Below are 26,838 nucleotides of genomic sequence, written 5' to 3' on the forward strand. Positions count from 1 at the left end.
TACATCCCGATCTCAATTGCACGCGGGACCAATTCCGCGAGACCAGAGACCCACATGCGCGCCGAAATCGAACGGTTGGTAGAAGAGATCAAGCAGTCGGTCGGGCTGCTGAGGAGGCATCTTTGACGTCGAGAAATCGACGGCCCGCCTCGCTGAGCTGAACAAGCTCGCAGAAGATCCCAACCTCTGGAACGATCCCCAGAAGGCCCAGAAGCTGATGCAGGAGCGGACCTCGCTTGAGGATTCGCTCTCCGGTATCGGCAAGGTCGAGCAGGAGCTCGAAGACGATATCGGCATGATCGAGCTCGGCGAGGCCGAGGGCGATGACGGCGTCGTCGCCGAGGCCGAAGCTGCGCTGAAGAACCTGAAGAAGGAAGTGGCGCGGCGCGAGCTCGAGGCGCTGCTGTCGGGCGAAGCCGACCGCTTCGATTCCTATCTCGAGGTCCACGCCGGCGCCGGCGGCACCGAGAGCCAGGACTGGGCGCAGATGCTGCTGCGCATGTACACGCGCTGGGCCGAAACGCACGGCTTCAAGGTCGAATATCTCGAAGAGTCCGAGGGCGAAGAGGCCGGTATCAAGTCGGCGACCATCCAGGTCTCCGGCCACAACGCCTATGGCTGGCTGAAGACGGAAGCCGGCGTGCACCGCCTCGTCCGCATCTCGCCGTTCGATTCCAATGCGCGGCGGCACACCTCGTTCTCCAGCGTGCAGGTGTTTCCCGTCATCGACGACAGCATCAAGATCGACATCAAGGAATCCGACGTTCGCGTCGATACGATGCGGTCGGGCGGCGCCGGCGGTCAGCACGTCAACAAGACCGAATCCGCGGTGCGCCTGACGCATATTCCGACCGGCGTTGCCGTGGTCTGCCAGGCCGGCCGCTCCCAGCACAAGAACCGGGCACAGGCCTGGGACATGCTGCGCGCGCGCCTCTACGAGATCGAGCTGAAGAAGCGCGAGGAGAAGGCCGCCGCCGACCAGGCCGCCAAGACCGATATCGGCTGGGGCCACCAGATCCGCTCCTATGTGCTGCAGCCCTACCAGATGGTGAAAGATCTGCGCACCGGCGTGCAGACTTCCGACACATCCGGCGTGCTCAACGGCGAGCTCGACGAGTTCATGGCCGCGACGCTGGCACAGCGCGCGTTCGGCACCACGACCGGCGAGATCGAGGACGTGGACTAGCCATGCCCCGCGTCGCCTTCATCGGATTGGGGCGGATGGGGCACGGCATGGCTGGCCGCTATCTCGATGCCGGCTTCACGGTGATGCTGTGGAATCGCAGCAGGGCAAAAGCGGAAGACCTGATCGCGCGCGGCGCGCATTGGGCGACCTCGCCGGAGGATGCCGCGATCGATGCCGACGCCGTCGTGACCATGGTCGCCGACGACGAGGCCTCGCGCGCGGTCTGGCTTGGGCCGAAGGGCGCGGCCAAGACCGCCAAGTCCGGCACCATCGCGATCGAATGCTCGACCGTCTCCTATGACCATGCCCGCGAGATGGGCCGCGAGCTGAATGCGCGCGGGTTGATCTACATCGACTGCCCCGTGACGGGATTGCCGGACGCGGCGGCCGCCGGGAAACTGACGCTGCTGGTCGGCGCCGACGCAGCCGATCTCGAACGTGCGCGGCCCTATCTCGAACCGATCGGCTCGACCATTCGCCATTTCGGCGCGGTCGGCTCCGGCACCGTCTACAAGCTCATCAACAATCTCATGGGCGCGATCCAGATCGCCGGCCTCGCCGAAGGGCTCGCGATCGCCGAGCAGGCCGGCCTCGACATGAACCTGGTGCTGGAGTCGATCCAGGCGGGCGTCGCCGCAAGCCCGCAGGTCACGCGTCATTCCAAGCGCATGGTCGCCCGCGATTTCTCCGGCGCGACCTTCACCGCGGCGCTGCGGCACAAGGATGCGGCCTATGCCGTGAAGCTGGCGGAGAGCCTCCTGGCGGGCAAGCCGCTGGTCGCGCGCGCCGCGGTTGAGGCCTACGCGCAGGCCAAGGCGGCGATGCCTGATGACGACGAAGGCAGGATGATCGAGCTGGTGTCGCGGCCGAAGAGGGCACCCTAGGAACCTAGCGCGTGTACTCATAAACCCGCGCTGCATATCACGTTAGGTCCGCTCTGCCCGGATAGCGGCGCGTTTGCGCACTCAACGCCAAGTCCGCTGCGCCAGAAAACAGACCTTACGAAGTTTGACCGTGGGCACCCGCTATTCGCCTGCATACCTTGCAGTCAGTGAGTGCCCGTGCAGACTTCCCGAAAAGACGACGATCGCCTTTGGCGAAGGTTCTGCTAGAAGCTTTCCGGTCATCATGTTCGGGCTGGCGGGGGCAAGTGGAACTGTCACCGTCTTGCCACCTTCTTGAATTGTCGCGCGTCCGCGCATGTCCTTTGTCGAAAGCGGCGAGCCGTCGTCGTCTCCCACATAGAAAAGGATATCCAAACCCTTCCGCACAAACTCGATCGGGTGCCCTTGCGACTTGACGACCGGACCGCCGTTGCTGCCCCTTGTCTGTGCCGCAGCAAGTTGGGTCATGGCCGCGATCGCGGTGAAAATGGCCGGGAAGATGTACTTTCGCATTGTCGGTCTCCTTTGGTTGGCGCGGGATCAGTAGGCTTCCGCAGGGGTGAGCGTTGCAGCGCGTTCGGCCACTAGGCGGTCCAGCGGTTTCTTGCCGAGCATCAGAAACAAGATGGGGGTCACGAGGGCATCGAGCGTCGTGGTGCTCAGCAGACCACCGAAAATGGTGACGGCGACCGGATGCAGGATCTCGCGGCCCGGTTCGTCCGCGCCGATCAGGAGCGGGGTCAGAGCAAGTCCGGCACAAAGTGCCGTCATCAAGACGGGGCTGAGGCGTTCCATGCTGCCTCGAAGGATCAGGCCAGTCCCGAAACGCTCCCCTTCGTGGACGGCTAGATTGATGTAGTGGGAAATCTTGAGGATGCCGTTACGCGCAGAGATGCCTGCCAGCGTGATGAACCCGATCATCGAAGCCACCGACAGCGGCTGACCGGCGATCTTAAGACCAGCCACGCTGCCGATCAGGGCCAGCGGAATGCCGCCCATGATGATGAGCGCCAGGACAACCGATCGATACCGGCTGTAGAGCACGATGAAGATCATCGTTAGAGATGCAAGCGACAAGATGCCGATGCGCCAGGAGGCCTCTTGTTGCGCCTGGAATGCGCCCTCGAGCTTGGTGGTGTAGCCTTGCGGGAAATCCAGCTGCGAAACAGCTCTTTGGATGTCGGCGGCGATGTCGGCAATGTCGCGGCGGCCGTCGCCGTTACCGTAAACGACGATCCGGCGCTGGGTTCCCTCGCGCTGAATCTGATTTGGACCATCCGTCTCGACAACCTCAGCCAGCGCGCTCAGCGGGACGAATTCAATTCCGGCTGGTATGAGTAGGTTCTGCAATCCCGTCGTCGAACGATCCTGCTCTGAAAGGCGCATCACGACGTCGAAGCGACGATTGCCGTCAACGATCTGGGAGACCTTTCGGCCGTTTGACAGCGTATCGAGCGCCTGCGTGATCGCTGCCGGAGTCAAACCGTGAAGGGCGGCGCGGGCATGATCGACCTGAACCCGCACCTGCGGAATGAGAACCTGCTTCTCGACCTGGAGATCGACCAGCCCCGGAATTGTCGAAAGGCGCTGGCGCGAGGTTTCGGCCAGGCGGCGCAGCGTCTCGATGTCCTGACCGTAGATCTTGAGCACGATTTGGGCGCGAATCCCCGACTGCAGATGATCGAGCCGGTGACTGATGGGCTGCCCGATGGCAACCGAAGCCGGCAGTCCGGAAAGCGCTTCGCGGATGTCCGCGTAGACGTCTACCTTGTCGCGTTTCGACCGAACGACATCGACATCGACCTCGCTGTAATGGACGCCCTCGGCGTGCTCGTCGAGTTCCGCGCGACCGGTGCGGCGGCCGACGGATTTGACTTCCGGCACCTTTGCAATCAATTGCTCGGCCAGCAATCCGAGCCGGTGCGATTCAGCGAGTGAGATACCGGGATTGTACTGCAGCGACAGAACAAGCGTGCCTTCATTGAAGGGCGGTAGAAAACTGCGTGGCATGAGGCTCGCTGCGTAGAAGGCAATCACGACCGCTGCCGCGACCCAGCCGAGCACAAGTCGGCGCCGCTCGAATGCCCAGCCAAGCAGACGTTGGTACGCCTGCTTCAACCCTCGCACGACAGCACTTTCGCTCGCGCCTGAATGAGTTCGCCCGGAAAGCAGATAGTAGGACAAGACGGGCGTTACCGTCACCGAAGTCAGCAGCGAAGCGAGTATCGACACCACATAGGCAATGCCGAGTGGCGTGAACAACCGGCCTTCGATACCTGGAAGCGCAAACAGCGGCACGAATACGAGGACGATGATCATGGTCGCATAGACGATGCCGGAGCGGACTTCCTGGCTCGCTTCAGCGATCACTTCGAGAACAGGCCGCGGCGCGGTGGAGGCGGCATTCTCCCGCAGGCGCCGCAGGATGTTCTCGACATCCACCACTGCATCGTCGACCAGCTCGCCGATGGCGATGGCAAGCCCACCGAGCGTCATCGTGTTGATCGTGAGACCGAAGGCGCGGAACACCAGGGCGGTAACGAGGATGGACAGTGGAATGGCGGTGAGCGAAATGAACGCCGCCCGTCCATTCATCAGGAAAATGAAGAGAACCACCGCGACAACGATCGCCGCCTCGACCAAGACCCGCTGTACGTTGTGGATCGACGTCTCGATGAACGTAGCTTGACGAAATTGAACGTTGGTGACGCTGATCCCTGACCGCATAGTACGTTGCAAGTCCGCGAGCGTCGTCTCGATATTCCGGGTCAAAGCGACCGTGTCGGCTGCCGGCTGCTTCATCACGCTGACAATCACCGCCGGTTTCCCGTTGTAGCCGGCGTCACCGCGCTTGGTGCGCGGGGCGAAATCCACCTTTGCGACCTGCTTCAACAGGATTGGATGCTTGTCCTGTGTCGCAACGACGGTGTTGCCCAGGTCCTCGATTTGCTTAGTGAAGCCGACGTTGCGGATGAGATATTCGCGGCCATGCTGGTCCACGAACCCGCCACCGCTGTTGGTGCCGAACTTGGCCACCGCCTGCTCGACCTGGTCGTGGGTGACGCTAAGGGACTGCATAGTCGCGATGTTCGGCGTTACCCGGTATTGCCGGACTTCGCCGCCTATCGGAATGACCTGGGCCACTCCCGGAATGGCAATCAATTGCGGGCGGACGACGAAGTCCGCGATCTCGCGAACGTCCATGGCGGAGGCTCTGCCATCGCTGGTCAGAGCGATCAGCATGATTTCACCCATGATGGACGTCACCGGCCCCATCTGCGGATTGACAGCGGAGGGTAGCTGCTCGCGGATCAGCGCCAGCCGTTCTGAAACGAACTGTCGGGCCCGGTAGACGTCCGCACCCCAATCGAACTCGACATAGACAATTGAGAGTCCCGCGCCAGAGACTGAGCGGACCCGGATGACCCCGGGCATGCCGTTCATTGACATTTCGATCGGGAACGTCACGAGCTGTTCCACCTCCTGTGGGGCCAGTCCTTCGGCCTCGGTCAGGATGTTGACGGTCGGACGGTTGATATCGGGCAAAACGTCAACAGCAATACCAGGTAGGACAAACAGGCCGTAACCAACAAGCACGGCAGCAGTCGTCAGTACGAACAGGCGATTTCGCAGGCTCGCCGTGACGATGAGCTTGAACATGCGCGGCTCCTACCGGATCTGGTTGATGAGGTCGGTGCCGCGGACGACAACCCGCTCACCTCCGCTGAGGCCCGATGCAATCAGCACGCGTGCTGCGTCCACCGGAAGAACCCGTACCGGGCGTGGCTCGAAGCGCTCGGCGGCCGTGTGCAGCCAGACAATGTTCTCCCCGTTGCTGCTTCGCGCGACAGTGTCGCGTGGAAAGATCAGGCCGGAAACGGGCGCGCCGCTCTGAAGCATCACGTTCAGGGGCTGGCCGATGTTGAGGCCTGCCGGCGGCTCCTGGATGGCGAACTGAACGACGGACGCATGCTGCCGCAATGCGCGGCTCGTTCCGACATGAGACAGCGCAATCGTCTGTCCGTTCGGCGCGATCGCCGTCGCCGCTTCAGGAACCTTCAGCCCGATGTCTTCATAGGCCAGCGCTTCAACCCACAGGCTCTTGGGGTCGGCGATCTGGAAGAGAACGTCTTGCGGCTGAATCACCTGCCCTGGCACGACCTTGGCCGCGGTGATGATGCCGTCGGTGGATGCGCGCAGCTCCTCAAAGCCGGTGCGGGAATTGCGAACGGTTTCGCGGCGCGCCTGCAGCCCCTCCAGTTCGCTTTCGAGGTCGTTGACCTGCCCCTGCGGGACGGCGCCTCGCTCTGCCAACGGCCGCAGGCGGCGGAGCTTGTTCTCAGTGACCGCCATCAACTGTTCGATCTCGCCGACCTTTTCGAGAATCGTCGTGCGGTCGGCAATCGGCAAATGGGGCTCGATCTGGATGAGAACGTCGCCTTTCGCGACCGTTTGCCCGATGCGCGCTATCGCGCCAGCATTGGGAATGACGCGGCCGCCGTAGATGCTTTGCACGATGCTGCTGCGGTTCGGATCGGCAATGACGCGGCCGATCAGGTTGACGGCGGGGCGGATCGTCTGCGGTTCGGCCACCGCGGTGCGTACATCAAGCAAGCGCTGGGTCGGTTTGGCGGCAAAGGCGGAGCCGTCCTGCAGGCGCCTCGGCGCATCGCTCAGCGCCGGTGGTTCGGGTGGACGAGGGTAGTTCGCACCGGTCTGGCTTTCGCCGAACGACTTCGCGGCGAGAACAACGATTATGGTCGACGCCACTGCCGAGACTGTCACCGCAAGTCTGCTGCCCGACCGTATTGAATAGCCAAGAAGCAGAGCGAGGCCGGCAGCCCCAACGGCAAGCGCTGGCACGAGACGACTGGAGGAAAGCCAGCCATGCTCGTGCGCTTGAGGCGGGCTGGCCGGCTGCGGCGCAGCCAATGAATCAACCAGGAGATCGTCGCCCTTTTGAGCGGACACTGAGAAGATGACTTCCACGGATTGGGCCGGCTGAACAGGCAAGGCGAGTGTGTAGAGACCGCTTCCTGCCTTCGAGGCCTCGACGGCGGTGGAATCGCCGACCGTCACCTGCAAGGTCGCATCCGCGACAGGCTCGTTGGTTACGGCATCGTCTAGGTAGATCGAAAGCTGGTTGTCCCTGAGAATCCCGACGATCTCGTAAAGCTCGGATCGCGCAGCGACTCTCGGATATGCAGATGAGACCGCGTTGTTGGTCTGTCCGTGATCGTGGCCCTCATGTGCGCAGGAGCCGGCGCAGTCAAAGATCAAGCTCGCCAAGCAAGCAAGGACCGCCAGCCCAAGCCGCGCGAGCTGCCCTTTCGGGCAGGACTGTGTCGTCAACATGGAAAATCCCTTCAGGCATGCGAAACGGCGGCCGAAAGGCCGCCCGAATTACGCGATGCTGAGGGTACTTGGTGGTCGGATGAGACCTTCGGGCCTGACGCCATCGATGACCCGCACGGCCGGCAGTTCGACACCACCAAGCAAGGCGAACGGGGTTGCCAGAACGGCCAATCCGGGCGACGCGATGGAGCTGCCAAATATGCTCCAGGTCAGGTTTGGACCACCATCATCATCGTGGTCCGGTCCGTCGTGAACATGGCCTTCTGCATTGTCGCCGTCGTGCGAGTGAACGTGACCCGCGAGTTGATCGTGAAAATGCACGGAACCGCTCAAGGCGACCGCCGGTTCCGGCATGGCACCCAAGGCAGCTTCCGCCTGAGACACCGAAATGAGGGCGCCTTGAAGCACAAAGGCCGATATCGCCAGGAACATGGTCGTCCTGGCGATCTGGCGAAGGCGTTGAGGTAGGTCGTGCAGCACAGGGAACGACTAGGAGATTTTCACTGCGGTTTCAAGGCGCCCCCAGCGAGCACCGCGACCTCGGTCGCGTCGGTGCTCAAACTCGCCGGGGCGACCTGATGCTGCCGGGCATCGTGGTCAACGCCTCAACCGAACGATTTTTTCCCATTTCCCGATCGAGCAGATGCAGCTGATGCGGTTCAACGGGCAGGCGTGGGAGCGGTTCAGTGATGTCATCGCCGGGGAAGTCGCCCCCACGAGCGCAGCCAATAGTCAGCGGGCGTCGGCCCTAGCCCGCGCTCAGTCGCACGCCGGCGCGCAAGAACTTCTGCGGGTCCACTGCTTCGCCCTCAATGCGGGTCTCGTAATGCAGGTGCGGACCGGTGGAGCGACCGGTCGAGCCGACCAGACCCACGACCTGGCCGATCTTCACGATCTCGCCGACCTTGACGTTGATCTCGGAGAGGTGGCCGTAGCGGGTCGAAAGCCCGTTGCCGTGATCGACCTCCACCATGCGGCCGTAACCGCCGGACCAGCCGGCGGAAACGACCTTGCCGTTGGCGGTGACGCGAACCGGATCGCCGCTGGCGGCGCGGAAGTCGAGGCCGGTATGCATCGCAGGCCGGCCGAGGAAGGGATCGCTGCGGACGCCGAAGCCGGAGGTGAACTCGACCTCGCCGACGACGGGCTTGCGGTAGGGCACCAGCGCCAGCGTGCGGTTGAGGCGATCCATCTCGGCGCGGGTGATGTTGATGCGATTGAGCTGCTTCTCGAACGGCCCGGCGTTGGCGGTCAGTTTGATGGGAACGAAGGGTCCGCCCATTGCGCTGCGCGGCACGGCGGCTTCGAGACTGGCGAGATTGAGACCGAGATCGCTGACCACGCCGCGCATCCGGCGCATGCGTGAATCCATGCTTTCCTCGACGGCGCTGAGCGCCGCCATCTGGCGACGTTCGACCTGATCGAGCGAGGTGGTGAGCCGGACCAGGACGTTGTCGAAGCCGTGGTTCTTCGCAAATTGATTGGCCTGGGGAGCCACGACGGCCGGGGCGCGCGATTCGAGCCGCGCCTCACGATCCGGCGGCGCCACGAAGATCACGGTGTCGCTGATCGGCGAGGGCTTTGGCGTGCTCTGGCTTGAATCACCGCGCTGTGGGGTCGCACGGGGAATCGAGCCGGTCACGTCGGGCATGGCCCCGAGCGCCGTGGCCCGGGACTCCAGCGCCGTCTGGCGCTTCATGATCTGGTCGAGCTTCTGGTCGAACTGTTCCTGGTCGAGCAGCTGCCGGCTGGTGGTGCGATCGACCTTGGCGCGCAGCTCGGCGATGCGGTCCTCATAGGCGTATTGCATCTCGGCCTGGCGGGCGATCAGCCGGGTCAGGACGTCGTCTCGGAAGGCAAAATAGGTGGCGGTCGCCGCCGACCAGAGACCGAGCAGCACCACCGTTCCAACCACGATCCAGAACACCACGGGCCCGAAGCGGACCTGCTTGCCGGCATGGACGATGGTGTAGGCATCGTCGGTCGCGGGAAGGGGGATCGCTGCGGCGGCCGCGACGGCGGGACGGCGTTGGAAGCCCCGGCCATGGTCGTGCGGATGATGTTGGGGGTACTGCGAATATTGGGCAGAACTTTTCGACATCGGCACTCCCGCGCCGGTCGGATGAGTCCGTACGGCCCTAATTGCCGCAGCAATCTGGGCCGGTCATGGTTAATTTTCCGGAAACGGGAACAGGCGAATTCAAAGGACTGGTTAAAGGCTTCTTGCCGCATCCAGCACCGCGTCGGCATGCCCGTCGACCCGGACATTGCGCCAGATCCTGGCCAACTTGCCGTCGGCTCCGACCAGGATCGTGGTGCGAAGAATTCCGAGGAAGCTCTTGCCGTACATGGACTTTTCGCCCCAGGCGCCATAGGCTTCCAGCATCTCGTGCTGCTCGTCCGAGATGAGGGGGACACCGAGAGAGTGCTTGTCGCGGAACTTCTCCTGGGCCTTTAACGGATCGGCGGAGATCCCGAGCACGGCGGTGCCGGCGGCCGCGAAAGCGCCGGCGAGGCGGGTGAAGTCGATCGCCTCCCGGGTGCAGCCGGGCGTGTCGGCGCGGGGGTAGAAGAACAGGACCAGCTTTTGGCCGGCATAGTCCGCCAGTGTGACGACGTCGCCGCCGTCGCGGGGCAGGCGGAAGGCGGGGGCCTTCTGGCCCTCGGCCAGGCCGGCCTTCGCCGCCGTCGTGGGCGCGGATGCCGATTTGGAGGAATTTAACTGTTTCGATGCGGCCTTATGTGATCCTGCTTTTGCTAAAGTCCCGGTTGATTTGCTCGCCGGTGTCCGCTGCATCGTTGCGGACTTTGCTTGAGTCGATGCCCGCGCTTTCAGGGTCTTCTTTTTAGCCGTCGGACCGCCGGAGGGCGCCTTGGACGATTTCTTTTGGGATTTCTTGGACATACGCCTTCCTTTCGACGCTTTCGGCGGGTCAACCGAAGCGGTATTGCAGCTCTCGTCCGGTATGCCGGACTGGCGCCCTTGGCTGGGCAAGTCTGACGACGCCGGAGTATGGTTACAAGGAATTCCACGCACCACCCCACTGCTCGTTGAACGCGCTCCCGGGGCGAAATGACGAACAGCAGGAATATTCGAAGTATGGCTGCAGTGCCGGCGCGGGGAGCTTTGCTTCCCGGGGGCGGCTGCGGTCCCGGCGGTGCTCAATCTCACGACGGGCGCCTGTATCGAGAGGCAATGGCAAGGGATAAGTCGCCCCAGGATTACAATCGGGACTTCGATCGGCGCGGCGATCAACAGCCGCAGGAATGGGACGACGCCGATTGGGATCCGGATCAGGAGGCGGCCGCGGGCCATCGCGCGCGCCGGCTGTTGGCGCGTTCCAACTCGGGCTTTCATCGCTTCGGCGACGGGTTTGGCGCGCTGCGCCGCTGGCTGGCCGCCGATCGCTGGCTGAAGCGCCTCGTCCTTGTCGTCGGGACTCTCGCCGTCATCTTCGTCGGCTGTTTCGCTGCGCTGTGGTGGCGGCTCGGCGCCGGTCCCATCAATCTCGACATCGCAACGCCGTGGCTGGCCGCCGCGATCGAGGACAATATCGGTCACGGCAACACGGTTGAGATCGGGGGCACCCAGATCGAGCGGGCCGGGCGGGTCCGCATCGCCGTCCGTATCCGTGACATCATCGTCCGCGACCGCGATCACGCCATCGTCGCCAGCGCGCCGAAGGCCGAGGTGAAGCTGTCGGGGGCGGGCCTGTTGATGGGGCACCTGCGCGCCGAGAGCCTCAATCTCGTCGATGCCGAGCTCGCGATCCGGATCGCGCCCGACGGCACTGTCACGGTGTCGGCCGGCGACACCGCAAAGCCGCTGGCCACCGGCGTGGCCTCGAAGAAGGATGCCGGCCTGCCGCCGACATTCCCGCGCAACAGCGTCCCGCCGCCGCCTTTCGCCACGCCGCCCGCGGGCCAGGATCCGTCTCAAGCCGCTTCCCAGGCCGCGCCCCAGGCGACCGCGCAGAGCGGCATTCTTCAGGGCCTCGACTGGCTCGACAGCCTCAGCATGACCGGTCTGGACGGCCAGAACCTCAACGAGATCGGCCTGAAGAACGGCAATCTGATCGTCGACGATCAGCAGCGCGGCAGCAAATGGTCGTTTGAGAACATCACGCTCAGCCTGCGCCGGCCGAGCCGCGGCGGCGTCACGCTCAGCCTCGGCGAGGAGGGCGCGCGGCCCTGGATGCTGCGGGCCACGATCGGTCCGGCCGAGAATGGCGTGCGCTCGGTCGACATCAAGGCCGACAAGGTCTCGACCTCCAACATCCTCTTGGCGCTGCGGGTCAAGGATCTCACCTATACCGCCGATTTGCCGCTGACCGGCGAGCTCAAGGGCGAGCTCGGCCGCGACGGCGTGCCGACCTTCTTCCGCGGCAAGATCGCGGTCGGCGCGGGCAATATCATCGATACCGACACGCCCGACTATCCGATGGCGATCGACCAGGCCGAGATCAATGTCGAGTGGGATGCCAACCGGCGGGTGCTGGTCGCGCCGTTCAAGGTCCTGTCGGGCGCGAACCGGCTGACGCTTCTGGCCCATCTCGAGCCGCCCAACGGCACCGTCAACGACTGGCAGCTCGGCTTCAGCGGCGGGTCGATCCTGCTCGGCGGCATCGACAACGAGCCGCCGCTCGTCTTCAACCGCATCGCGATCGGATTCCGCTTCGACACCGACCACAAGCGCTTCCTGCTGACGCAGGCCGACATCAGCAATGGCGAGATCGGCGTCGCCGGCACCGGGGCGATCGACTATTCGGGCGAGCCGCGCCTGACGCTCGGCTTTGCGGGTACGCCGATGTCGGCTTCCGCGCTGAAGCGGATGTGGCCGACGCTGGTCGTTCCCGAGTTGCGCGAATGGGTGATCGACCGGATCGAGCGCGGTACGCTCCAGCGCATCGAGATCGGCATCAATTCGCCGACGAAGAATCTTCCGCGCAAGGGCCCGCCCATCCCCGACGACGGGCTGTCGGTCAACATCGTGGCGAGCGGCGTCGCGGTCCGTCCCGTGGACGGCATGCCGGTCGTGCACGATGCCGATCTGAAGGCGCGCGTGACCGGCCGCACCGCGACCGTGACGATCGGCCAGGGCATTGCCGATACGCCTGCGGGCCGCAAGATCACGATCTCCGATTTCGTCTTCGAGGTGCCCGACATGGCGCCGAAGCCGTCGCCGTCGCGGACCAGATTCCGCGTCGATGGTCCGGTGCCCGCGGCGGCTGAAATGCTGGCCAATGATCGCCTGAGCGATCTGTCGTCGACAATGGTCGATCCCAACACCAGCAAGGGGACATTCACCGCGAACATCCAGCTCGGCCTGCCGGTCAAGGGCGAATTGACCAAGGCTGACACCATCTATGCCGTCACCGCCGACCTCAACGGCTTTGCCGCTGACAAGCTGGTGATGAACCAGAAGCTGGAGGCCAACAGCCTCAAGATCGTCGCCAACAACCAGGGCTATCAGGTCAAGGGCGACGTCAAGATCAACGGGCAGGCGGCCTCGCTCGACTATCGCAAGCCGACCGAAGGCGATGCGGACGTCAGGCTGCAGGCGACGCTGGACGATGCGAGCCGCGCCCGCCTCGGATTTGATCTCAGCCCCGCCGTCAGCGGATCGTTGCCGATCAAGCTGTCGGGCAAGATCGCCGGCGGTCCCGACCAGACCACGAAGCTCGGCGTCGAGGCCGACCTGACATCGGTCAAGCTCGACAACATCCTGCCGGGCTGGGTCAAGCTGCCGGGCAAGTCGGGCAAGGCCAGCTTCAAGGTCGTGCCGACCGCGCAATCGACGCGTCTCGAGGACATCGTCATCGAAGGCGGCGGCGCCTCGATCAAGGGTTCGCTCGAAGTCGACGCGAACGGCGACCTCGTGAACGCGAACTTCCCGATCTATTCACCGTCCGATGGCGACAAGACCGCATTGAAGGCTGAGCGTGGTCAGGACGGCGTCATCAGGGGCACCATACGCGGCGACGTGTTCGACGGCCGCGGCTTCCTGAAATCGGCGATTTCGGGCAATTCCAAAGACGACAAGAACAACAAGATGAAGAACGTCGATTTCGACATCGACGTGAAGCTCGGTGCCGTCGCGGGTTTCAACGGCGAGGCGATGCGCAGCGTCGATGCCAAGATGTCGAAGCGCAACGGCGCCATGAAGGCCTTCAGCCTGAGCGGCAAGATCGGCCGCGATACGCCGGTGGCGGCCGATCTGCGCGGTGGGCGGGCGCAGGGCAGCCGCGAGGTGATCTATCTCCAGACCAACGATGCCGGCGCGCTGCTGCGCTTCACCGACACCTACACCAAGGCGGTCGGCGGCCAGATGGTGGTGGCGATGGAGCCGCCGACGTCCGAGCCGAACACCTCGCGCGAGGGCCTCATCAACGTCCGTGACTTCACGGTGAAGGGCGAGGCGCAGCTCGAACGCGTGGCCGCCGGCGCGCCCAACGGCACCGGCAACGGCGTCTCCTTCAGTGCTCTCCGCGCCGAGTTCACCCGGCAGAACGGCGCGCTGACGATCCGCGACGGCGTCGTCAAGGGCCCGATGATCGGCGCCACCATCGAAGGCTCGATCGACTATCCCGGCAACCAGGTCTGCATGAGCGGCACCTTCGTGCCGATGTACGGGTTGAACAACATGTTCGGACAGATCCCGGTCCTCGGGCTGTTCCTGGGCGGTGGCGATAAGGAAGGACTGATCGGCGTGACCTACGAGGTCATCGGCACGCCGGCCGCGCCCGTGATGCGCGTCAATCCGGTCTCGGCCATGGTGCCGGGTGTGTTCCGCAAGATCTTCGAGTTCAACACCGGTAAGCAGAACACGCCGTTCGAGGAATTCCCCTCGCAGTCGAACGACGGTTCGGGCGGCTCGACACGTCAGCTCTCGAGCGGTTGCAGCCTCGCGCGGCGGTAGGAGCGGGCGCGATCGTTTCCGTCGTCATGCCCGGGCATGACGACGATCGCATTGAATCTCTGCACGGCCTACGCCGCGCGCACGCCTGCCAGGAACGTCCCGACTTCGCCGGAGAGCTGCTCGGCCTGCTTGGAGAGGTTGCTGGCCGCGGCGAGCACCATGCCGGCGGCATTGCCGGTCTCGTTCGCGGCGGTCGAGACGCCGCCGATATTGGTGGTGACCTCCTTGGTCGCCTCTGCGGTCTGCGAGACGCTGCGGGCGATCTCGGCGGTGGCGGCGCCTTGCTCCTCGATCGCGGCCCCGATCGAGGTGGCGATGCGGCTGACCTCCTCGATGGTGGCGGTGATGCCGCCGATGGCGTCCACGGCCTCCTTGGTCGCGCCCTGGATCTGGGCGATCTTGTCGCCGATCTCGCGGGTGGCTTCGGCGGTCTGGCTCGCCAGCGACTTCACCTCGGAGGCGACGACGGCAAAGCCGCGGCCGGCTTCGCCAGCGCGCGCCGCCTCGATGGTGGCGTTGAGCGCGAGCAGATTGGTCTGGGCGGCGATGTTGGAAATCAGCTCGGCGACGTGCTCGATCTGCTGGGCGCCGTCCGAAAAGGGCACGCACGATCGTGTCGGTGCGGCGGGCGCTGTCGACCGCGCGTCCGGTGACCTCTGCGGATTGGGCGACCTGGCGGCTGATCTCGGTGATGGAGGAGGAGAGCTCCTCGGCGGCGGCCGCGACGGTCTGGACACGCTGACTGGCTTCGGTGGCGGCCGTGCCGACCAACGCGGCGCGGCGGTTGGTGCCTTCGGCGGTCGAGGACATCGACTTGGCGGTATGCTCGAGCTCGCCGGAGCCGGAGGCCATCAGGCCGACGAGCTGGCCGACGGAGGCATCGAAGCGGTCGGCAAGCGCGATCAGGGCCTCGCGCTTCTCCTGCTCGGTGCGCGTCTTGGTGGCGGCCTGTTCGGCCTCCAGCGCGCGGGCGGTCAAAGCTGTCTGGCGCAGGATTTCGAGGGTCTCGGCCATGCGGCCGATCTCGTCGCCGCGATCGGTCTCCTCGACCGGCTTGTCGATGGCGCCTTCGGAGATCTCCTGCATGCGGTTCTTCTGGCGCTCCAGCGCGCCGAGCACGTCGCGGGCGATCAGCCAGGACAGTGCCGCCATCAGCAGCATCAGGCCGGTGCCGATCGCGGCAAGCTCGAGCGTCAGCGCGCGCACGTCGGCGTCGATGTCGTCGACATAGAGGCCGTAGCTGATGGTCGCGTTCCAGGGCGCGAATTTGCGCGCGTACACGGTCTTGCGGACCGGCTCGGTCTGGCCGGGACGGGGGTAGAGATATGAGGTGACCCCACCCTGCGCGGTCTGCTCACCCGCCTTGACAATGGCGTCGGCGATCAGGACGCCGTTGGAATCCTTGGCCCCGGTGATCTTACCCTCGAGCTGCTGGTTGGCGCCGTTCAACAGAAGCGACGTGTCGGAATTGTAGACGACGGGGTAGCCCTGGTTGCCGTTGAAGTTCATGCGGCGTCCGCGCTGGTGGAAGTGGGCTTTGGCATCGGCCAATGTCAGCTTGCCGGCGGCAACCTCGTCCTGAAGCGATTGTGCGTAATTGTAGAGCAACTCGACAGCGGTCCGCATCTGCTGGACGCGGTCTTCCATCATGCGGCTCTTGCTGAGCACGGACGATACGCCGATGATGGCCGTGACTGTGAGGGCTGCAAGGCAGACCATGCTGGCAAGCTTGGTGCGGATCTTCAGATGGCTCAGCAGCTTCATGACAGCCCCTACGGAATGGTTATTGCTCGCCTGGGTAGCATGAAGTTCTTACCAATCATGAACGTAGGCATGCGGCGGCCTGCCGCGCGCGGCGTCCGCAGCCTCATGCGCAATCATGCAGGCGAATCGTCTTGCCGACGGGCTCAAGCCCGTCTGGGGGAAAGAATCGATCTTGGACTTTGGGAGCTAAGAGCCTGACTGGACCTGCAATGACTCGATTCGTTCATCGCATCATCATGTCTGTGCTGCTCGTCGCGGCCCTCGTTCTGATCTGGAACGTGCTGGGGGCGCGCTGAGACGGCACCGTCGGTTGCCGGTGCCGTCCTGTTTGTTGTCAAATCGGGGCGCGTCAGCGCCGCACGAAGTTTGAGCTATTTCTTGCCCATCGCCGCGTCGGCGCTGACCGAGCCGCCGCCGGCTGCCGACAGATAGAGGCAGGCGAAGCAGAACAGGATCGCCGCGGTGCCGCCATTGAGCAGCGGCAGGAACACCGGCGTCTCACCCTTGAACATGTGGCCCATGAAGTAGGCAAAGGCCATCTCGCCCGAGAGGATGAAAGCGGAAAGACGGGTGAACAGGCCGATCATCAGGAGCGCGCCAAGCACAAGTTCGAGCGCGCCAGCCGTCCAGATCAGCGGCGGGATGTTGGCGAAGTAGGGAAGCACCGGAAACTTGAAGATCTTGGCGACGCCGTACTGAAACAGCAACAGGCCGGTCATGAAGCGAAACAGGCTCAGGAGAACCGGTTGAAAGCGAGTGAGATAGGGAAAGTCCATTGGTTTGTGCCCTCCATCCAATGCGCGACTAGGATCGTATTCAGCGCCGCCTCGCAAGTCACCCCAGAGCAATTTCGCGCTGACATTTTCGTCATGTCGGACAAGACACCGCAGTTCGTCCGTTCGTGCCCGAGCTCTTGCGGATGGTGCCCGCATGTCATGCGTAATTCCCCGGTGACATCGAGGGATGCAAGTTACGTCGGGGAGACTTACTCCCGCAAGGCGGGAACGATCAGGAATGGAATCATTCCGAGAATCACGCTCGCAAGTGCGAAAACGAGCAGCAGATTGTAGCCGTGCGTGACATCGTGGATGAGGCCGCCGCTCCATGAGCCGAAGGCGGAGCCGAGGCCGCTGCCGATCGATATGGTGCCAAAGATCGTGCCGACCCGCTTGCCGCGGAAGATCTTCATCGCGGTCGCCGTGATCAGCGGTCCGCGCGAGCCCATCATGCTGCCGAAGCAGACCACGAAGCCGGTGAGCAGGATGACATCAGGATAATACTGAAGCAGCCAGAGCAGCACGATGCCGAGGATCGAGATGGCGTAGCTGAGCAGCACCGACGGCCGCCGCCCGATCAGCCCGTCAAGTGCGGACACGCCCAGCATGCCGAACACGAGCACGACTCCCGAAAATCCCCAGGCGGTCGCCGCCTGGAGCGGCGGGAAGCCGGCGTCGATCAGATAAGCGACGATCTGCGCGGCGATCGCATACATGCCGACCGCGGTGAAGAAGAAGGTGGAGAACAGCGCCCAGAAGGCATGATGGCGCATCGCGCTCGCCAGCGTCCAGCCGTTGTCGATGAAGTCAGGATCGCTTCTCTTGGCGACATGCGGCGAGCCGGCCGCAAACATCCGCCAGGGCAGGAGCAGCAGCGGCACCAGCAGCGCGAGCGCGGCAAGGCCATAGACCTGGTAGGTCTCGCGCCAGCCGAGATGATCGATCAGAAGCTGCGAGGCCGGCAGCAGCGCCAGCACGCCGCCGCCCATCGCCGAATAGACCACCGCCATGGCCGTCGGCAGCCGTGGTCCGAACCAGCGGCCGAGCAGGATCGAGTTCGGCACGTTGCCGATGAAGGCAACGCCGATACCGACGCAGATTCCGATCGAGAGCTGGAACTGCCACAGCGCCTGGGCCCGGCTTGCGATCAGGAAGGCTGAGCCGAGCAGGAACAGCCCGAGCGCATAGACCATGCGCGGGCCAGTATGATCGAACAGACGCCCGACCAGCGGTGCGGTCAGTCCGCTGATCAACCAGGTCAGGGAATAGATCGAGACGACCTGCGCGCGGTCCCAGCCGAAGTTCTCGGAGATCGGCTTCAAGAAAACGGTGAAGCTCTCGCTGAGCCCGCGGCCCAGAACAGCCAGCGTAAAACAAAGGCAGAGCACCACGAGGGCAGTGCGCACCGCCTCGCGCTTGGTGCTGCCGGCTTGTTCCTTGCGCGTTTCCCTGGGCGTGTTCTGGTCCATTGCCGTCAGGGAGCGCGCATCCGCGCACCCTGACAAGCAGCGAAAAGCTCATACGCCTATGCAGGCTTGATCAGGATGTGCTTCTTCTTGCCGAAGGACAGCTTGATTACGCCTTCCGGCGTCAGATTGGCCGCAGAGAGCGCCATCTTCTCGTCAGTGACGGGCGCGTCGTTCACACGCAGGCCGCCGCCTTTGATCTGCCGCCGCGCCTCGCCGTTGGAGGCAACGAGGCCCGCCTTGACGAAGGCGGCGAGCACGCCGAAGCCGGCGTCGAGTTCGCCGCGCGGAATTTCCACGGTCGGAAGGCTTTCGGCGAGCGCACCTTCCTCGAAGGTGCGGCGCGCGGTTTCGGCAGCTTCGTTTGCGGCATCGCGGCCGTGCAGCAGCGCGGTCGCTTCGGTGGCGAGCACCTTCTTGGCCTCGTTGATCTCCGATCCGCCGAGCGCTTCGAGCTTCTTGATCTCGGCGATCGGGAGCGTCGTGAACAGCTTCAGGAATTTGCCGACATCGGCATCCTCGGTGTTGCGCCAGTACTGCCAGAAATCGTAAGGGCTGAACTGGTCGGCGTTGAGCCACACCGCGCCTTGCGCGGTCTTGCCCATCTTGGCGCCCGACGCGGTGGTCAGCAGCGGCGTCGTCAGCGCGAACAGCTGGTGCGTGCCCATGCGGCGGCCGAGATCGACGCCCATGATGATGTTGCCCCACTGGTCCGAGCCGCCCATCTGCAATTTGCAGCCGGTACGCTTGGCGAGCTCGACGAAGTCGTAGGCCTGGCAGACCATGTAGTTGAACTCGATGAAGCTCATCTCCTGCTCGCGCTCGAGGCGCAGCCGCACGGAGTCCATGGTGAGCATGCGGTTGACCGAGAAGTGCCGGCCGACGTCGCGCAGCATCTCGATCCAGTTCAGCTTGGTCAGCCACTCCGCATTGTCGAGCATGACGGCGTCGCTCTTGCCCTCGCCATAGCGCAGCACCTTGGCGAACACGCCGCGAATCGAGGCCTTGTTGTCCTCGATCTCGGCGACGGTACGCATCGCGCGCGTCTCGTCCTTGCCCGAGGGATCGCCGACCATGGTGGTGCCGCCGCCCATCAGCGTGATCGGCTTGTTGCCGGACTGCTGCAGCCAGTGCAGCATCATCATGGTCAGATAATTGCCGATGTGCAGCGAGCGGGCGGTGCAATCGTAGCCGACATAGGCGGTCGCTTCGCCCTTGGCGGCGAGCGCGTCCAGCCCCTCGAAATCGGAGCACTGGTGGATGAACCCACGTTCCTGCAGGATATTGAGGAAATCCGATTTAAATACAGTCATCTGTCGGCATGCCCAACAATTCTTGGTTTACTGTTTTGGGGGCAATTTAAGGGTCTTGCGTTGGAACCCGATGGCCGCCCGCCACTTGGCGCTGTGGCATTATAAGATGTGTCCCTCTGGCACAAGATCGGCATGCCGGAACGGGTCTTGAGGACGCTGATCCATGATGTTGACGGCACTCGGTCTGATGAGCGGCACCTCGCTGGACGGGGTGGATGTCGCGCTGATCGAAACCGATGGAAAACAGGTCAAGGCGTTCGGGCCGTCCGGCTACCGGGCCTATCATCCTGCGGAGCGCAATCTGCTGCGTCAGGCCCTGGGCGAAGCCGTGCATTTGACCCAGCGCGATGCGCGCGCAGGCATTCTGGCCGAGGCCGAGCGGGCGGTGACGCAGGCCCATGCCGAGGCGGTGGCCAGCTTCCTGACGCAGAACCGTATGAGGCCGGAGGACATCGACATCGTCGGCTTTCACGGCCAGACCGTGCTGCACCGGCCTGAAAAGCGGCTGACGGTGCAGATCGGTGATGGCCCTGCATTGGCAAGAGCGATCCATATTCCCGTGATGTATGATTTCCGTGCCGCCGATGTCGAGGCCGGCGGGCAGGGCGCGCCCTTCGTACCGGTCTACCACCGCGCGCTCGCCAACTCGCTGGACCGCGAGGGACCGATCGTCGTGGTCAATATCGGCGGCGTCTCCAACATCACCTATATCGACGGCAACACACTGATCGCCTGCGATACCGGCCCCGGCAATGCGCTCCTAGACGATTTCATGTACCGCACCATGAATCAGGCGTTCGACGCGGAAGGAAAATTCGCAGCTCTCGGCAAGGTCGACGAGCCCTGGATCGCGCGGGCGCTGGAGCTCCCGTTCTTCGCGTTGCCTCCACCGAAATCGCTCGACCGCAACGACTTTGCTTCGCTCAAGCTCGGCGACGTCGCGCCGGCCGACGGCGCCGCGACCCTGACCGCCTTCACCGCGGCGGCGATCGCCCGCGTCATCCCGTTGTTGCCACGGCGGCCACGGAGCTGGATCGTCTGCGGCGGTGGTGCCCGCAATCTCACCATGCTGCGGATGCTGCGGGAGCGGGTGGGGTCAGCCACGGTCGAGGCCGCCGAGACACTCGGCTGGGCGTCCGACGCCATCGAGGCCCAGGCCTTCGGCTTCCTCGCCGCCCGCGGCCTGAAGGGCCTGCCGCTGTCGTATCCGGCCACCACGGGCGTGCCGATGCCGATGACGGGCGGAGTGATCGCCAGACCTTGAGGTGGGCCCAATCACGAGCGGTTGATGCAGATGCATTGACCTTGACGGATAAATGCAAATGCATCTATATTGATGCAGTTGCATCTAACCGTCGAGACCATTGCCATGACCGCTTCACTGAAACTCATCAGCCACAAGCTCTGCCCCTACGTGCAGCGCGCCGTGATCGCGCTGAAGGAGAAGGGCGTGCCGTTCGAACGGATCGACATCGATCTCGCCAACAAGCCGGACTGGTTTCTAAAACTCTCGCCGCTCGGCAAGGTGCCGGTGCTGGTGGTGACGACGGAGCAGGGCGAGGTCGCGCTGTTCGAGAGCAACGTGATCTGCGAGTACATCGAGGAGACGCAAGGCGGTGCGCGGCTGCATCCAGCGGATGCTCTTAAGCGGGCCGAGCATCGCGCCTGGATGGAGTTCGGCTCGGCGATCCTCGGCGATCTCTGGGGCCTGGAGACGACGACCGATCCGGCGACCTTCGACAGCAAGCGTCAGGCGCTGGTGTCGAAGTTCGCGCGTGTCGAAGCCGCACTTGGCGCAGGCCCCTTCTTCTCTGGCGAGCAATTCAGCCTTGTCGACGCCGTGTTCGCGCCGGTCTTCCGCTATTTCGATCTGTTCGACGAGCTGACCGAGCACGGCATCTTCCGCGATGTCCCGAAAGTCCGGGCATGGCGCGCCGAACTGGCGAAGCGTCCGAGTGTCCGCACTGCTGTTGGTGAAGACTATCCGCAATTGCTGCGCGCCTTCCTCGCTCGCCACGACGCGCATCTGCTCAAGCTCGCGGCCTGAGCGCAACGCAAATGTCCTCATCTGCCGCATGGCTGATGCTGGTAGTCGCCGGTGCGCTCGATGTCGGCTGGGCGATCTCGATGAAGTATGCAGAAGGCTACACGCGCGTGGGCTGGAGCATCGTTTCGCTCGTGCTGCTCGCAGCGTTCGTTTTCCTGCTCGGGCGCGCCTTGAAAGTGCTCGAGGTCGGCGTCGCCTACTCGGTGTGGACCGGCATCGGGGCTGCCGGCACGTTCATCATGGGCGTCGTACTGTTCGGTGAGAGCTTGAGCGCGATGAAGCTTGCGGGCATCGCGCTCGTGCTGTTGGGAATCGTCGCGCTCAAGCTTGCTTGAGCTGCGCCCGTCAGCGCACGTTGGCCAGGCGCATGTCGAGATAGGCCGTGATGGTCTCCATCAGCGGCTCGAGCTTGGCGTCGAAGAAGTGGTTGGCGCCGGGGATGATCTGCTGGTCGATCACGATGCCCTTCTGCGTCTTCAGCTTCTCGACCAGCGTGTTGACGTCCTTGGGCGGCACCACCGCGTCCTTCTCGCCGTGCACGATCAGGCCTGACGAGGGGCAGGGCGCGAGGAACGAGAAGTCGTAGAGATTGGCCGGCGGCGCGATCGAGATGAAGCCCTCGACCTCGGGGCGGCGCATCAACAGCTGCATGCCGATCCAGGCGCCGAAGGAGAAGCCGGCGACCCAGCAGGCGCGCGCTTCGGGATTGATGGTCTGCGCCCAGTCGAGCGCTGCGGCGGCATCCGACAACTCGCCGGTGCCGTGGTCGAACGAGCCCTGGCTGCGGCCGACGCCACGGAAGTTGAAGCGCAGCACCGAGAAGCCGCGATGCGCAAAGGCGTAGTAACACTGGTACACGATCTGATGGTTCATCGTGCCGTGAAACTGCGGATGCGGATGCAGGATCATCGCGATCGGCGCGTTCTTCTGCTTGGCCGGGTGATAGCGACCCTCGAGGCGGCCCGCAGGGCCGGTGAAAATGACTTCAGGCATGGATGTCTCTGATTGAGTCCCTTGGAGGTGATCCCTGCGCAATCGTCCGATTGTGGCTCTCCCGGCGTTGCCGCCGCCGAGAGCACGGATGAAAGGTGGAGAGGCGCGCCCTCGGATGATGCGCGAGTGGCGCGCAGGTGAACTGACGCGCGCTTCTAACACGAGGCAAGGGTCAAAAAGCAAGCTTCTTCGACATCTCTCAATGGGCTCAAGAGCTTAGCCGGTCATGGCAGCGTCATGTCCGGCCTGGCGGCCATGACCGGCATCAGCCTGAAACCAACCAGACCACGTCAGGAGCCGTCCGCTTCGCCGGAGGGCAGCGCACAACCAATTGGAATCACGACTGTTTATGGATCGCGGGTCAATCGGCGGTGGCGATTCCGTCCGGGGCGGTTCGGCTTCCGAGCGAGGCGACCGCCGGCCGGTAGCGCCGGCTGCCCCCGAGCGTCTGGCCGTTGTCGAAGACGAGCTCGAAATCCCCGGACGCCTTGAGGTCCACGCCGCGCACCCGGTCGAGATTGGCAAGCTTGGTCCGATGAACGCGAACGATGGAAAAGCGCGCCAGCTCGCTTTCCGCAGCTGCCAGCGTGCCCCGGATCAGGTGCTGGGTGCCGTCGGCGAGGCTGTATTCGATGTAGTTGCCGGCGGACGCGACCCAGAGGATGTCGCGCGGCACCACGCGAATGCGGCTGGTCCCGTCGCGCAACCAGATCACGTCGGGGGAGGGCTGTGGCGGGGCGGGTGGCGCGACGGCTGCGCTCTTCAGCTCGCGCCGGCTTTCGAGCAGCCAGATCGTGCCGGCGATCAGGACGACGGTCACCGCGTCCTTGCGGAATTCATACAGGACCGTCGCGAGCGAAAAGCGAAAATCGTAGGCGCCCCCGGCGAGCCAGAGCGCGAGCTTGCGCACCCAGACCATGCCGGTGATGTGGACGGCCGAGAAGCCGAGCAGGGTGATCGCCCCGATTGCTGCGCGGGCGACGAGGCCGGACGTTCGGCGCATGCGGCGGACTGCCAGCACCAGGATCGGCAGCAACAGCAGGATGACGGAGATGCTCGACATCTCCCAGAACAGCCGCCGGCCGATGTCGTAGCTGTCGCCGCGCCAGGCCGCGTCCTGAGCGCCTGAGAATGCATTGACGATTCCGATCGCGAGCGCGACCGCCGCGATCGCAGCGAACGTCGTCCGGTCGCCCCCGCTGGTCCCAAAAGGCCCGCTACTCGTCCCAGCCGCCGGCGGCTCATCCCGTCGCGTCCGATTCTGATCCCAAACCGGCTCGACGCGCGGCGTCGGCGGAGCATTTTCGGTGTCAGCCATGGCCCGCAAACCGCGTTCGTCGTCCCGTCAAGGAGCAGAAAACCATGACAACACCACAGCAATTCCAAAGCTCGGACAGGCGCATCGATCTGGACTGGGTGCGGATTCTAGCGTTCGGGCTGCTGATCTTCTACCACGTCGGCATGCTCTACGTGTCCTGGGGATTTCACATCAAGAGCGTGCACCGGCTGACCTGGCTGGAACCGGTGATGCTGTTCCTCAACCCCTGGCGGTTATCGCTGCTGTTCCTGGTGTCCGGGGTTGCCACCCGCTTCATGCTCGACAAATCGACCTTGGCCTCGCTTGCCGGTGCCCGGTCCGCCCGGCTCTTGATCCCGCTCATCTTCGGCATGCTCGTGATCGTGCCGCCGCAATCCTATCTCCAGATCGTCGAGAGCCTCGGCTATCCCGCGGGCTTTCTCGATTTCTATACCAGGCATTACTTCGCCTTCGGCGCGCAGTTCTGTCCGAACCCCTGCATCGTGCTGCCGACCTGGAACCATCTCTGGTTCGTGGTCTATCTGTGGGTCTACACGCTGGCCTTGATCGGCGTGCTCGCGCTGTGGCCGGCCGGCGCTGACTGGCTTGGCCGCAAGCTGGCCGGCGTGCTCGCCGGGCCATGGCTCCTGATTGCGCCTTGCGTGTTGTACGTGGCCTGGCGCCTGGTGCTGTTCCCGGCCTTCCCGTCGACGCATGCGCTGTTCGGCGACTGGTACAACCACGCCGACCACGCCACCGCCTTCCTGATCGGCTTCCTGCTCGCCAAGCAAGATGGGATCTGGCGCGAGCTCGAGCGCCGGCGCTGGGCGGCTCTGGTGGCTGCAGCGGCCTGCTTCTCGGCCTTCATCCTGGTTCGCGCCGGACTGTTTGCGCCGTCGCCCGCGCTGAAGTGGGCCGCCGCCTCGGCCTATGGTTGCTACCAATGGCTCGCGATCGCCGCCGTGCTGGGCTTTGCGCGACACCACCTCACCGCCGACAGCCCCGTGCGGCGCTATCTGACCGACGCGATCTTCCCGTACTACATCGTGCATCAGACCGCGATCATCGTGATCGCGCATGCATTGCGCGACAGCGGTCTTTCGGTTGGGGCCGAGGCCTCCATTGTCATCATCGGGACCGCGCTCACATGTGTGGCGACTTATGAAATGGTCCGGCGCATCGCTTGGCTGCGGCCGCTGTTCGGATTGCGGGCGCTGCCGCGGACGGTTGCCGCGACGGAGCAGCACCAGCCGGCCTGACGCACGCGGCCTCCGATTGGACGGATGGCAAAAGGTGCTAAGAGGGCGAGATGCCGACCCGTGTCTATCTCGACTGGAACGCGACCACGCCGCTGCGGCCCGAGGCCCGGGCCGCGATGGTTGCGGCCTTTGACCTGGTCGGCAACCCGTCGTCGGTCCATGCCGAAGGGCGGGAGGCGCGGCGATTGGTCGAGGAGGCCCGCGCCGAACTTGCCTTGGCGGTTGGCGCCTTGCCCCGGAACGTCGTCTTCACCTCGGCGGGAACCGAGGCCAATGCGCTGGCCCTGTCGCCGGGGTTGCGGGGACCGTCCGGCGGACCTGTCGAGCGGCTGCTGGTGTCGGCGGTCGAGCACGCCTCGGTGCTGGCGGGAGGCCGGTTCCCGGCTGACAGGATCGGTCTGATCCGCGTCACGCGGTCCGGCGTGGTCGATCTCGAACACCTGAAGGCACGGCTCGCGGACGGGCCGCCGGCGCTGGTCTCGATCATGGCCGCCAACAACGAGACGGGCGCGCTCCAGCCGGTCGCCGAGGCGGCACGGATCGTTCACGAGGCCGGTGGCCTCCTGCACGTCGATGCGATCCAGGCGCTAGGGAAGATCCCGTTCGACATCAAGACAGTAGGCGCCGACCTTGCGACATTTTCCGCGCACAAGATCGGCGGCCCCAAGGGCGTCGGCGCGCTGGTCGTGGCTGAGGGGATCGCCGGACTGGAGCCGGTGCTGCGGGGCGGCGGGCAGGAGCTCAACCGTCGCGCAGGAACCGAGAATGTCGCCGGCATCGCCGGCTTTGGCGCGGCGGTGAAAGTCGCGCTTCAGGCTCTGCCGGAGGATGCGGAGCGCATGACAACCCTTAGAATTCGTTTGGAAAATGGCATCCTTGGGATCGCGGGCGCAACCGTCTTCTCAGATGGCGTCGAGCGGTTGCCAAATACCGTCCTGTTCACGGCACCGGGTCTCAAGGCCGAGACCGCGGTGATCGGCTTCGACCTCGAAGGAATCGCCGTCTCCTCCGGCTCGGCCTGCTCCTCGGGCAAGGTCCAGCCGTCCCACGTTCTTTCGGCCATGGGCTTCGACCCCGCGGTGGCGCAGGGAGCGGTGCGTCTCAGTCTGGGCTGGTCCACGGAACCAGATCACATTAACAGGGCGTTGGAGGCTTGGCGAAAGCTCGGTAATACCCTACTTAAGAGGTAAGCGATGAAACACGGCTTGAACGGTTCTAAGCCCGTGCTTTCCGCAGAGAAATATCGTAATACTCGACCGAGTTTGATCCACCGCGGTCCTTGAAACCGCGAGCGGAGGATGGAATGCCAGCCGTACAAGAGACGGTCGAGCGCGTGAAGCGCATCGACGTCGACCAGTATCGTTATGGGTTTGAGACCCTGATCGAGTCCGACAAGGCCCCCAAGGGGCTGTCGGAAGAGACCGTCAAGTTTATCTCCGAGAAGAAGAACGAGCCCGCCTGGATGCTCCAGTGGCGGCTCGAAGCCTATCGGCGCTGGCTGACCATGCAGGAGCCGACCTGGGCGCGCGTCGACTATCCCAAGATCGACTTCCAGGACCTCTATTACTATTCGGCGCCG

General features: G+C 64.3%; 19 protein-coding genes and 3 pseudogenes. 10 read left to right on the plus strand and 12 right to left on the minus strand.

The window, feature by feature from the left end:
• The first annotated feature begins 54 nt into the window (after positions 1–54).
• Positions 55–1,186 (plus strand): peptide chain release factor 2 gene (gene prfB / locus D6B98_RS35370; RefSeq protein WP_126261623.1). Its coding sequence is split into 2 segments (ribosomal slippage): positions 55–123 and positions 125–1,186, totalling 1,131 coding nucleotides; the frame shifts between segments, so codons are not numbered across the junction.
• A complete protein-coding gene (locus D6B98_RS35375) occupies positions 1,087–2,070 on the plus strand; it encodes an NAD(P)-dependent oxidoreductase (protein WP_245481525.1) in 984 nt (327 codons plus the stop codon). Before prfB ends, D6B98_RS35375 begins: the two co-directional genes overlap by 100 nt.
• A 141-nt stretch (positions 2,071–2,211) precedes the next feature.
• On the opposite strand, the gene D6B98_RS35380 is transcribed toward D6B98_RS35375, so the two are convergent.
• From D6B98_RS35380 to D6B98_RS35395, 4 genes are read right to left on the minus strand one after another with little or no spacing between them, the layout of a single operon-like run.
• Positions 2,212–2,583, minus strand: coding sequence for a hypothetical protein (locus D6B98_RS35380; protein WP_245481524.1), 372 nt, complete (start codon positions 2,581–2,583; stop codon positions 2,212–2,214).
• Between the two features lie 27 nt (positions 2,584–2,610).
• Positions 2,611–5,730 carry an efflux RND transporter permease subunit gene (locus D6B98_RS35385; RefSeq protein ID WP_126261625.1) on the minus strand — a complete coding sequence of 1,040 codons (3,120 nt, stop codon included), beginning with the start codon at positions 5,728–5,730 and terminating at the stop codon, positions 2,611–2,613.
• 9 nt (positions 5,731–5,739) lie between these two features.
• A complete protein-coding gene (locus D6B98_RS35390; protein WP_126261626.1) occupies positions 5,740–7,425 on the minus strand; it encodes an efflux RND transporter periplasmic adaptor subunit in 1,686 nt (561 codons plus the stop codon).
• A 48-nt stretch (positions 7,426–7,473) separates the two neighbouring features.
• Positions 7,474–7,857, minus strand: a complete 384-nt coding sequence (locus D6B98_RS35395) for a hypothetical protein (RefSeq protein WP_126261627.1) — start codon at positions 7,855–7,857, stop codon at positions 7,474–7,476.
• A gap of 140 nt (positions 7,858–7,997) precedes the next feature.
• Here D6B98_RS35395 and D6B98_RS41060 point away from each other — a divergent pair.
• Positions 7,998–8,157: pseudogene (locus D6B98_RS41060) on the plus strand (ABC transporter substrate-binding protein); the annotation flags it as partial.
• A 16-nt stretch (positions 8,158–8,173) separates the two neighbouring features.
• On the opposite strand, the gene D6B98_RS35405 reads toward D6B98_RS41060, so the two are convergent.
• Positions 8,174–9,526 (minus strand): M23 family metallopeptidase, encoded by a 1,353-nt coding sequence (locus D6B98_RS35405; protein ID WP_205680550.1) that lies wholly within the window; start codon positions 9,524–9,526, stop codon positions 8,174–8,176.
• A gap of 111 nt (positions 9,527–9,637) precedes the next feature.
• Positions 9,638–10,330, minus strand: coding sequence for a peroxiredoxin (locus tag D6B98_RS35410; RefSeq protein ID WP_126261629.1), 693 nt, complete (start codon positions 10,328–10,330; stop codon positions 9,638–9,640).
• A 195-nt stretch (positions 10,331–10,525) separates the two neighbouring features.
• On the opposite strand from D6B98_RS35410, the gene D6B98_RS35415 reads away from it, so the two are divergent.
• The gene (locus D6B98_RS35415; protein ID WP_164719078.1) at positions 10,526–14,344 is read left to right on the plus strand and encodes a DUF3971 domain-containing protein; all 3,819 of its coding nucleotides are present in this window, start codon (positions 10,526–10,528) and stop codon (positions 14,342–14,344) included.
• 68 nt (positions 14,345–14,412) lie between these two features.
• On the opposite strand, the pseudogene D6B98_RS35420 reads toward D6B98_RS35415, so the two are convergent.
• The 4 genes and pseudogenes from D6B98_RS35420 to tyrS form a co-directional block, all read right to left on the minus strand.
• Positions 14,413–16,108, minus strand: a pseudogene (locus D6B98_RS35420) (methyl-accepting chemotaxis protein).
• A gap of 371 nt (positions 16,109–16,479) precedes the next feature.
• A complete protein-coding gene (locus D6B98_RS35425) occupies positions 16,480–16,884 on the minus strand; it encodes a DoxX family protein (RefSeq protein ID WP_126261631.1) in 405 nt (134 codons plus the stop codon).
• Between the two features lie 209 nt (positions 16,885–17,093).
• Positions 17,094–18,353, minus strand: a complete 1,260-nt coding sequence (locus tag D6B98_RS35430) for an MFS transporter (RefSeq protein WP_126261632.1) — start codon at positions 18,351–18,353, stop codon at positions 17,094–17,096.
• A gap of 56 nt (positions 18,354–18,409) precedes the next feature.
• The gene (gene tyrS, locus D6B98_RS35435; RefSeq protein WP_126261633.1) at positions 18,410–19,663 is read right to left on the minus strand and encodes a tyrosine--tRNA ligase; all 1,254 of its coding nucleotides are present in this window, start codon (positions 19,661–19,663) and stop codon (positions 18,410–18,412) included.
• A 163-nt stretch (positions 19,664–19,826) separates the two neighbouring features.
• Here tyrS and D6B98_RS35440 point away from each other — a divergent pair, with 163 nt between their 5' ends.
• The 3 genes from D6B98_RS35440 (at position 19,827) to D6B98_RS35450 (ending at position 22,045) form a co-directional block, all read left to right on the plus strand.
• Entirely contained in the window at positions 19,827–20,927 is a 1,101-nt protein-coding gene (locus D6B98_RS35440; protein ID WP_126261634.1) for an anhydro-N-acetylmuramic acid kinase, read from the plus strand.
• Between the two features lie 105 nt (positions 20,928–21,032).
• Positions 21,033–21,710 (plus strand): glutathione S-transferase family protein, encoded by a 678-nt coding sequence (locus D6B98_RS35445; protein ID WP_126261635.1) that lies wholly within the window; start codon positions 21,033–21,035, stop codon positions 21,708–21,710.
• Between the two features lie 11 nt (positions 21,711–21,721).
• Positions 21,722–22,045 carry a DMT family transporter gene (locus D6B98_RS35450; protein WP_126261636.1) on the plus strand — a complete coding sequence of 108 codons (324 nt, stop codon included), beginning with the start codon at positions 21,722–21,724 and terminating at the stop codon, positions 22,043–22,045.
• 10 nt (positions 22,046–22,055) lie between these two features.
• Here the strand turns inward: D6B98_RS35450 and D6B98_RS35455 are convergent, their stop codons facing one another.
• Entirely contained in the window at positions 22,056–22,703 is a 648-nt protein-coding gene (locus D6B98_RS35455) for an alpha/beta hydrolase (RefSeq protein WP_024337874.1), read from the minus strand.
• Positions 22,704–23,064: 361 nt separating this feature from the next.
• Entirely contained in the window at positions 23,065–24,021 is a 957-nt protein-coding gene (locus D6B98_RS35460) for a LytTR family DNA-binding domain-containing protein (RefSeq protein ID WP_126261637.1), read from the minus strand.
• 44 nt (positions 24,022–24,065) lie between these two features.
• On the opposite strand from D6B98_RS35460, the gene D6B98_RS35465 reads away from it, so the two are divergent.
• The 3 genes and pseudogenes from D6B98_RS35465 to D6B98_RS35475 form a co-directional block, all read left to right on the plus strand.
• On the plus strand, positions 24,066–25,259 hold the full coding sequence (locus D6B98_RS35465; RefSeq protein WP_126261638.1) for an acyltransferase family protein: 1,194 nt from the start codon (positions 24,066–24,068) through the stop codon (positions 25,257–25,259).
• 50 nt (positions 25,260–25,309) lie between these two features.
• Positions 25,310–26,449: a cysteine desulfurase family protein gene (locus D6B98_RS35470; protein WP_126261639.1), complete on the plus strand. Its 1,140-nt coding sequence runs from the start codon at positions 25,310–25,312 to the stop codon at positions 26,447–26,449.
• A gap of 113 nt (positions 26,450–26,562) precedes the next feature.
• A pseudogene (locus D6B98_RS35475) lies at positions 26,563–26,838 on the plus strand (Fe-S cluster assembly protein SufB); the annotation flags it as partial.

This window comes from Bradyrhizobium sp. LVM 105 (assembly GCF_003957705.1).
GTDB classification, from domain to species: domain Bacteria; phylum Pseudomonadota; class Alphaproteobacteria; order Rhizobiales; family Xanthobacteraceae; genus Bradyrhizobium; species Bradyrhizobium frederickii.